This is a genomic window from Acetobacter fabarum (assembly GCF_011516925.1).
GTDB lineage: Bacteria > Pseudomonadota > Alphaproteobacteria > Acetobacterales > Acetobacteraceae > Acetobacter > Acetobacter fabarum.
In genome coordinates, this window is sequence record NZ_WOTG01000030.1 from 1 (window position 1) to 7,845 (window position 7,845).

The window sequence follows — 7,845 nt, forward strand, 5'->3', positions numbered from 1 at the left end:
CGCAGGTTACCCGTCGCCCATATCCTCAGATGGTCCGTCTTTCGACGAACACATCAGGCAAACGCTATGCGCTCTCACTCACAATACAAAATGCAACTGTAGTGCTAGGCTACAAACCGCGGTCGCGTTTTTATCAACGCACGGGTCTGTTTCCGCCTCATCCTCGACATACAAGGCGCGATAAAGATTTCCAAAACCGGACATGTGCCCGTGGCAAGTCCGACATACTCGCGTATGCCGTCACCGTTGTTCCCGTCTGCCAGTAATTTCCGCTCATGTGCCTCACGATGCTGCGCATATTGGTAATTATACTGTAGCAAAATGAACCGACATCTCTGGACAAACACCTGAGCGAGCGCATGGTTACACTCCCTAATTTCCATGCACGACTATCCATAGCGCAAAATCGCAATAGTTTCAGCAAGAAGCCAAGAGAGATATCTTCTGGCATAAATTACACCTCCTTCGACAAACAAGGGCGATTGAAGGCTCGTTGTGTGGAGAAGGTTATGAACATTGCAGGAAAAATTGCTCTGGTGACCGGAGCATCCAGTGGCATTGGTGCGGCAACAGCGCGCAAACTTGCAGCAGAAGGAATGACAGTCGGCCTGGCGGCACGTCGTCATGATCGCCTGAATGCACTTGTCAGTGAGATTACCAAGGCTGGCGGTCGAGCTATTCCTCTGGTGACGGACGTTACTGACCTTGTCTCGTGTCAAGAAGCCGCAAAGAGCTTGATTGCCCAATTTGGAAGGATTGATGTTCTGGTCAACAATGCGGGCCTGATGGCCTCCGGTCCGTTGAAAGGGACCCCATTGCGCTCCGGCTTTCTGATTATGAAAGGCGCCAATCGGCAAGAGATCGACGCGATGCTTGCCGGTGATCCCTTTGCATCCGAAGGTTTGATTTGTGATCTGCGGATTGAAGAATGGGATCCTCTGTTCGGTTGCCTTTCAGATCATGCGACAGGGGCTCTCCCACAACAATTGAAGTCTATTTTCCCTTGATGGCGACAGTTCTGTATTTTTTAAGAAATAAAAACGAGAGAGAGCCTTATGCTTCTGAACGATCTTCAGTGGTATACTGTGGGGGATGCCCGTATTCTAAAAATACAGGATCTGATGCTGGCTGCACTCTCTCCAGAACAGTTGCTTCCAGATTGGGACGAAGCAACGGCTCTTCAGATTTATCCCCGACTGCCTGAAACGCTGGATAGTTCAGAATAAAACCAGTTTCATGACACGCATTGATAGCGTTGATCCGATTATCTCGGCGGGTCTTGCAGATCAGATTGACGTGGACGGATCGGATGTTCTCGAAGGAATTTCCTTTCATCCCACACCGGGTCATACGCCACATCACGCATCTATTGTGCTGAGGTTACCCTGCTCGCAGGCCGCATCGTGGGCACGTACCAGCCCAGTTACCGAATTGTAATCAGTAACGCCCAACGCGGTGTAGCCCAGAGCTTTGGCCTGTCGCATCAGTTCATCGGGATGGCTGGCGCCGCGCAGGAACGAGAAACAGGTTGCAACCTGCAGTTCGACATAGCCTCTCTTATTCACGGCAAGCCTCGGCTGGATGAGGATGGGCTGACGCCGTGTGGCTGCTGGTATCCTGCGCACGACACAGGACAAAGCCACAGCGTTCAAGATGGGCGACCAGTCGTTCAGCGACCAGTCGGGCCATCAGTTCATCCGCATCATGCACCCGGCGGCGTCCGTCATCCTAAACTCCGCTGGAAACCCCGGCGTTCAGGCCGGGGAGGAAAGCGTTTCCGCTCTTTACTGAACGGGCGTTCCATATTGAGTTAATGGTATGTCGTTTCGTGGCTTTACATACAGGCTCAAGCCCACCGCTTTGCAGGAAGAAGTCTTCCTTCAATTTGCAGGCGTCTGCCGTCTTGTATGGAATCTTGCTCTTGAGCAGCGCCGTGATCACTGGCGGAACTATCAGGCCAGAACCGGCAACAATCTCAATTACGTGACACAGGCGCGTGAACTGACCACTCTGCGGCGGGACGTCGATTTCGTCCGCGCTGTCAGCCAGACCAGCCAGCAATACGCGCTCAAGGCACTGGACGAAGCGTATCGTCGTTTTTTCAAAGGTCTTGGCGGCTATCCGCAACCGAAGAAAAAAGGCGTGAACGACGCCTTCACCTTCAACGGACGCGAGATAACCGTCGAACGCCTGAACAACCGCTGGGGCCGTGTCCGTCTGCCGAAGATAGGCTGGGTCAAGTTCCGCATGACGCGTAACCTGTCGGGCAAGCAGACAGAAGCGACCATCAGCCTCACGCCCCTCGGCTGGCAGATCAGCATCGGTTGCAAGGACTGCGACACCCGCGACTTTGCGACCGATGGTGCGGTCGGCATCGACCGTGGCGTGTCCGTGCCGCTCATGCTCTCTGATGGTACGGCCTACATGCTGCCGGAACGGCTCGACGTCATCGAGAGGCGAGCACGTAAGGCACAACGCATCCTCGCACGTCGCAAGCGGGGGTCGAACCGTCACGCCGCCGCCCGCAGGCGGGTTGCCGCGCTCAAGGCGAAGGCCGCCCGTATCCGCAAGCACTGGGCGCACGAGACTACAACCACCATCTGCCGGAACCATGGCACTACGGTTATTGAGCGATTGCGCACCAGAGACATGACCGCCAGCGCCGCGGGAACCATGGAGGAACCCGGCAGCAACGTCGCACAGAAGCGTGGGCTCAACCGCGCTATTCTCAACGTGGGCTGGCACCAGATCGAAACAATGCTGTTCTACAAGGCGCATCGTGTCGTGAAGGTGGACCCGCGCTTTACCTCGCAGCGGTGTTCGTGCTGCGGAGCCGTGGACAGTCGAAGCCGCAAGAGCCAAGCGTCCTTCGTCTGCACAACATGCGGCTTCCGTACCAATGCCGACCAAAACGCTGCAATCAATATTCTTCACAGGGGGAACACTCCTGTCGTGGAGCCACAGGTTACTGTGGCGTCGAAGCGAGAACTGCATCCGGTCTGACCGGAGAAATCCTCGTCCTTCAGGGCGAGGAAGATGTTAAGGCAAAGTGCGTGCATAAAAGCATCGGCGATGTCGTCTGTACGGGCCGGACGCAGGCCGGGATGGTCTGGCGGGTGCTGCATCAGAAAACCCCGTGCAGGAACCACACGGCCCGCCCTTTAGCCGGACCCGTGCCATCATGAGCAACGAACAACCAGAAGCGTTCGCCCTCTACCGTCTCGGCTACCCAGTAATCGCGCGCGAAGCCCCCCTGAGGATCATGCCACCAGTCGCTCCAGACCCGTTCCGGGCCGATCAGCCCGCGAATGGTGAGAGTAACACGCTTCCAGCGGAAGGCTTTGGGGGCACCATCCGGCCAGAACGCCGTAACGGTGAGGGGGGCTGGCGCTGGGAGCAGCCGGGCAGGCCGTGGCCCATGAGGGCCGGCTGGGGAGTATTCCTCCAGACGCTGCGCGCGCTCACACCCCGTGTAAACCTGCTCGCTTTCGGGAAACTGGCTGGCCCCATCGTGCAGGCGCAAGAGGCTTTGAATCCCGGCCCGTCCCCCAAGACGATCAAGGAGGGCAGGCAGGCCTGCAGGATCGGTGGCGGGCGTCAGCCAGTCCCGGTTGGCCGGGGCATCCAGTGGGGCCGTTTCTGTCGCACTGAGGGTAAAGGCTTCAATCCCGAAGCCCGGTTCCAGGGTTTCGATCCGCTCCGCCAGAAGCCGGTTCAGGCGGAGCAGATCGGCACTGGCGTTCGACAGTCCAATCTGGAGGCTCTGGAGTGTGCCATCGACCCGCATGCACTGCACCTGTAGCTGGCGCGCGCCGTGCCCCCGTCGGCTCAGGGTGTCTGACAGTTCTGCGACGAGTTTTTCCTGAGCGCGGGCAATGGCCGGGGCCGTGCTGATTGGTTCGACCAGTGTGCCAGAAGCGCGGAAGGCTTGTGGCGCCATCCTGAAGGAGAGGGGGTCAGGCAGCCGTCCCATCGCCTGATCAAGCCGATCGGGCAAGGCCTGCCCGAAGCGGCGGGCCAGAGGGGCGCGGGGCATGTCCAGAAGCTGGTCAACACGCACAAGGCCCAGACGACGCAGGGTTGCCAGTGTCTCAGGATCAAGTCGCATACTGGCCAGAGACAGTCCGCGCAGGACACTCTCCTGACCTCCCGGGGGAATGAGGGTGATGGACCGGTGGCTGCTGCGGGCGACAGCCGCCGCTATGGCTGCTGTATCTGCTATCGCGATCCGGGCAGAATAACCGGCCTTCGCAAGACGGGTAAGCAGGCGTTCAGCCATCTGGTCCTCGCCTCCAAAAAGATGATCACACCCAGTTGTCTCCACCCACACGCCATCGGAGCCATCTATGGCCGTCAGGGGCGGCAGCCACTGGCACCACAGGGTGAGCGTCTCCAGTGCGGCCTGATCGGCGGCAGGCTGGGCCTGCGCCACGAGCAGCTCCGGTTGCATGGCCCGGGCTTGTGCCAATGGCATCCCGCGGCAGATACCCAGTCGCAGGGCTACGGAATCTGCCGCTGTCACCAGAAGTCGGCCAGACACCGCGTTCGTTCAGCACGTCCTCGCAGAGGGCTTCCAGACCGCCCTTGCGGGTGGTGACGCAGAGCAGGCGACCCGGATTGAGGCCGGACTGGCGGATGCCCGGGGCGGACAGGTCGGGGTAATCCTCGCTGACCCAGATCACCGGTCCTGTGGTGCGGGCCAGCACATGAGCGACGAAGGCTGCTGAGCGGGAGGAGAAAACACTATCTCGACCGGCGCTGAACACTTCATGCACCCCACCTCGTGCGAGGCCACCGTCCAGATGCGTATCGATGGCCGCAAACCCGGTTGGTAGCCGTTCGGCCGATGCGGGGTGGGGGGCTTCCATCCTGCGAATTTTCTCGCGCAGAAGATCCAGCGTATCAGTCTTGTTCTGGTGCATGGGGGTCGCTCCTTTACCCCTCATGGCTACACCGGAACAAAAAGGGAACGCAAGCCTTTTTGATGCACGCATAAGCCCGGCGTCGCTATCCGTCTGTTCTGGCAAAGAAAACTGAAATGGCAGGTTTTTTGTGACTCGGTCCTTATGGCTTTGGAGCCCGCACAGACAGCAATATCAGTGACAAAGCGAGGCGTTTATGGTAAAATCCTATTCGTAATCAGGGGAACTCTCGATCATGACGCTCTCTCATGAAGACATCATGCGCCGGCAGCAGGACGTTCAGGATGCTCTGGCCAGCGCCGCCCGGGAAGGGCAGCCCATCCCTGCAGAGGCAGCGGCAGATATGGAAGCATACGCGCGGGGAGAAATCACGACAGACGAAATCCGTCGGCGCGCCATGGCCCGACTGCAGGCTGATCCCCGTTATAAGAAAACCAACAGAGCAGCATAGCTCGGGTGGCTGATCCTTATCTTCAGTTCGATGGACTCACCTTAGTCAACAAAGTTGGAATAACCGATGATCCGCAGCTTCTTGCGGAAATGGAAGCCATTCATGTTGCCGCCCGTGAACTGGAAATCCGTGGAACTGGTTATCCCGACAGGCAGGGCGTTGATCTTCTCAAAGCCATTCATCGGCATCTTTATCAGGATGTGTATGAGTGGGCCGGGGAGTTCAGGCAGGTCAACCTCTCGAAACAGGCGTTTATCCAGAGTGATGACGCCACGACTTTTTCACACCCTTCACGGCTGACGCTGGAATTGCGGGAGTTTTTCGACCAGCTTGCTGCTCAGGATAACCTGAAAAACCTTTCCCAAACTCTTTTTATCGAGCGTCTGGCGCCGCATTTCATAGCGCTGAATCATATTCATCCTTTCCGTGAAGGGAATGGCCGGACGCAGACCCTGTTCTGGCGCAAGATCGCCAGAGACGCCGGGCATGAGCTTTCCTTTTCGGTTATTTCACGCGAGCGTATGATCGCGGTGTCGATCGCAGGTGAACTGGGTAACACCGCATCCGTGAAGCATATGCTATCCGACGCCATTGATCCTATCCGCAGTGCCGCCTTGCAAAGGGCCATTACGTTTTTGGAGAACGCCCGTACAAAGGGAAGTCCGGTTGAGTGGCAGGAACGGTTCATCGCGACAACGGCACCGGGTCAGGCTTACGAAGGCCAACTGATCGGAAAGAATAGTCAGGAGTTTCTGTTCGCATCCAGTGAGGGCCTATACGTTGGATGGACCAAAGACCTTCCCCAACATGGCAAAGATATTGCCCCGGGAAACTTAGTTGCCTTTGAAGCCTCACAGTCTTCCTCAGGTGCCCAGCAACGTGATCAATTTCTGTCGCCTTCGACAGATGTGCACCGTAACCGTCAGTCATCGCCCACACTGCGGCCGACCCGTGATTGGCCAGAGCCAGACTGATCACTCCGCGAGTTACGCTTATCTCCCAGCGGTTTTCCAGGCATTGAGCGAGATGATCTTACGCGCGACCAGATCCTGACGAGCCGACCCGGTATCGTTGCTGACAACGGTACCCGGACGAGCCGGATTGGCTTTACGGAAGGCATCAAACACCTTGCCAAAAGCCCCCCATGCACCTGCTATCCAGTGTCCCCCATGCCAGACCTGGTATAGAATTCTGCCTGCGGTTTCCCGCCTGGCACGGAAAGCCAGATCATTCAGTGTTTGCTCCACAGTTGTATTCTGTGTGATCTGCTCGATCTGGAACCGCTCATCCTCTGCCTGTGCCAGAAGATGCAGAAAGGTATCAACCGCTTCCTGCAGGGAAAGCCGGGCCTGTTCCTGCAGTTCGTCTAAATCTGCGAATATCGAAAAATCGAACCCTTTTGCTTCGGTTCGAACGGAACGGGCAGCCTCCCGCCTGATGGCCTCGGCTTTGCGGGAAAAACGTAGTCCAGCGGCATGGAGGGTTGCTGCGACCGTCTCAGTGTCCGGCGTGAGCTGAAGGGCCGTCTCAATCGTCCGCTCCGCCAGTTTTTCACGACCGAGGCGGCGGACTGGAGTAGACAAACCCGCACCGACCTGAACAGGGTTATCTACGCTCAATTCACAGTTCCGACAGCCATCACCGCCAACTCGCAGTTATATTTCGACAGTGGGAACCAGCCTGATGTCATCAGGCTGGATTTTATATTCCTGAAATCAGCTACCGAGGCCGCCGTGCGTTTTCACTGCAGAATTCGACAGGGAGTGATGCCAGACCTTATTCCCATTAAAGATTATGGAAAGCTGTTTCTCAGTTCCGTGGGAGCCAGAGGAGAACATGCCATAGTAAGGGATGAAATTTGTCCCATCTTCTTTAGATTTAGTGAACGCATATTTCCAAACTTCATGACCACTATCGGTGAAGCTGGTATCCATTGGGTCACCAAATTGAGCACGAACCTGATCTTTGGTTGTCACGCCATCCTGAATTTTCTGGTCGACTGTCGCGCCAGTTTCGTTCTTGATGGATTCATTCCCGCTTGAAGCACAGGCTGACAGAGCCAGAAGAGCTGTCAGGCATCCAGCCAGGGTAGTATTTTTCATAAACTTACCTTCAATGCATAATTTCTAATTAAAGATTCCGCAGGCAGAACCACCGCAATTTTATAGCACAGATGTGGATTTTCTGTGAATAATAAGCTTACTTTCCATAATATTTTTCGGTCATTGAATGCTGAATTGGATGTTTCCGGCTCAATAATTCCCAAATGTATCTTATATAATTTCGCTATTAGTGGGCCTTAAGAAACAGAAACCACCTTGCCCAGAGTGAATTGCACCGGGTTTTGTGGAGACAGAAAGACCTAGCACTACAGTTGCATTTTGTATTGAGTTCTGACTCTATGGGTAACCATGATTCAGGATATGATGACCGGTGGTGCCTCTGTTGAAGAGACACTGGAATTATGGGCGC

Annotated in this window: 10 protein-coding genes; 6 read left to right on the forward strand and 4 right to left on the reverse strand. The window is 56.2% G+C overall.

Features of this window, described 5'->3' with window-relative positions; all coding sequences use genetic code 11:
• The first annotated feature begins 509 nt into the window (after positions 1 to 509).
• Positions 510 to 1,007 (forward strand): SDR family NAD(P)-dependent oxidoreductase, encoded by a 498-nt coding sequence (locus tag GOB83_RS15135; RefSeq protein WP_165926576.1) that lies wholly within the window; start codon positions 510 to 512, stop codon positions 1,005 to 1,007.
• A 48-nt stretch (positions 1,008 to 1,055) separates the two neighbouring features.
• Positions 1,056 to 1,226 (forward strand): hypothetical protein, encoded by a 171-nt coding sequence (locus GOB83_RS15045; RefSeq protein WP_242005889.1) that lies wholly within the window; start codon positions 1,056 to 1,058, stop codon positions 1,224 to 1,226.
• 132 nt (positions 1,227 to 1,358) lie between these two features.
• On the opposite strand, the gene GOB83_RS15050 is transcribed toward GOB83_RS15045, so the two are convergent.
• Positions 1,359 to 1,565, reverse strand: coding sequence for a PHP domain-containing protein (locus tag GOB83_RS15050; protein ID WP_408737460.1), 207 nt, complete (start codon positions 1,563 to 1,565; stop codon positions 1,359 to 1,361).
• Positions 1,566 to 1,602: 37 nt separating this feature from the next.
• On the opposite strand from GOB83_RS15050, the gene GOB83_RS14225 reads away from it, so the two are divergent.
• Both GOB83_RS14225 and GOB83_RS14230 read left to right on the forward strand, forming a co-directional pair.
• Positions 1,603 to 1,791, forward strand: coding sequence for a hypothetical protein (locus GOB83_RS14225; protein ID WP_165926569.1), 189 nt, complete (start codon positions 1,603 to 1,605; stop codon positions 1,789 to 1,791).
• Positions 1,792 to 1,818: 27 nt separating this feature from the next.
• Positions 1,819 to 3,003, forward strand: coding sequence for an RNA-guided endonuclease InsQ/TnpB family protein (locus GOB83_RS14230; protein WP_165926571.1), 1,185 nt, complete (start codon positions 1,819 to 1,821; stop codon positions 3,001 to 3,003).
• A 121-nt stretch (positions 3,004 to 3,124) separates the two neighbouring features.
• Here GOB83_RS14230 and GOB83_RS14235 read toward each other — a convergent pair whose 3' ends face one another.
• Entirely contained in the window at positions 3,125 to 4,474 is a 1,350-nt protein-coding gene (locus tag GOB83_RS14235) for a DNA polymerase Y family protein (protein ID WP_242005890.1), read from the reverse strand.
• A gap of 683 nt (positions 4,475 to 5,157) precedes the next feature.
• Here GOB83_RS14235 and GOB83_RS14240 point away from each other — a divergent pair.
• Positions 5,158 to 5,373 carry an antitoxin VbhA family protein gene (locus GOB83_RS14240; protein WP_198912023.1) on the forward strand — a complete coding sequence of 72 codons (216 nt, stop codon included), beginning with the start codon at positions 5,158 to 5,160 and terminating at the stop codon, positions 5,371 to 5,373.
• A 5-nt stretch (positions 5,374 to 5,378) separates the two neighbouring features.
• Complete coding sequence (locus GOB83_RS14245) at positions 5,379 to 6,347, forward strand: Fic family protein (protein WP_165926573.1); 969 nt, start codon at positions 5,379 to 5,381, stop codon at positions 6,345 to 6,347.
• 18 nt (positions 6,348 to 6,365) lie between these two features.
• On the opposite strand, the gene GOB83_RS14250 is transcribed toward GOB83_RS14245, so the two are convergent.
• Both GOB83_RS14250 and bamE read right to left on the reverse strand, forming a co-directional pair.
• A complete protein-coding gene (locus GOB83_RS14250) occupies positions 6,366 to 6,992 on the reverse strand; it encodes a hypothetical protein (RefSeq protein ID WP_165926574.1) in 627 nt (208 codons plus the stop codon).
• 96 nt (positions 6,993 to 7,088) lie between these two features.
• The gene (gene bamE, locus GOB83_RS14255) at positions 7,089 to 7,475 is read right to left on the reverse strand and encodes an outer membrane protein assembly factor BamE domain-containing protein (RefSeq protein ID WP_165926575.1); all 387 of its coding nucleotides are present in this window, start codon (positions 7,473 to 7,475) and stop codon (positions 7,089 to 7,091) included.
• Positions 7,476 to 7,845: the final 370 nt, after the last annotated feature.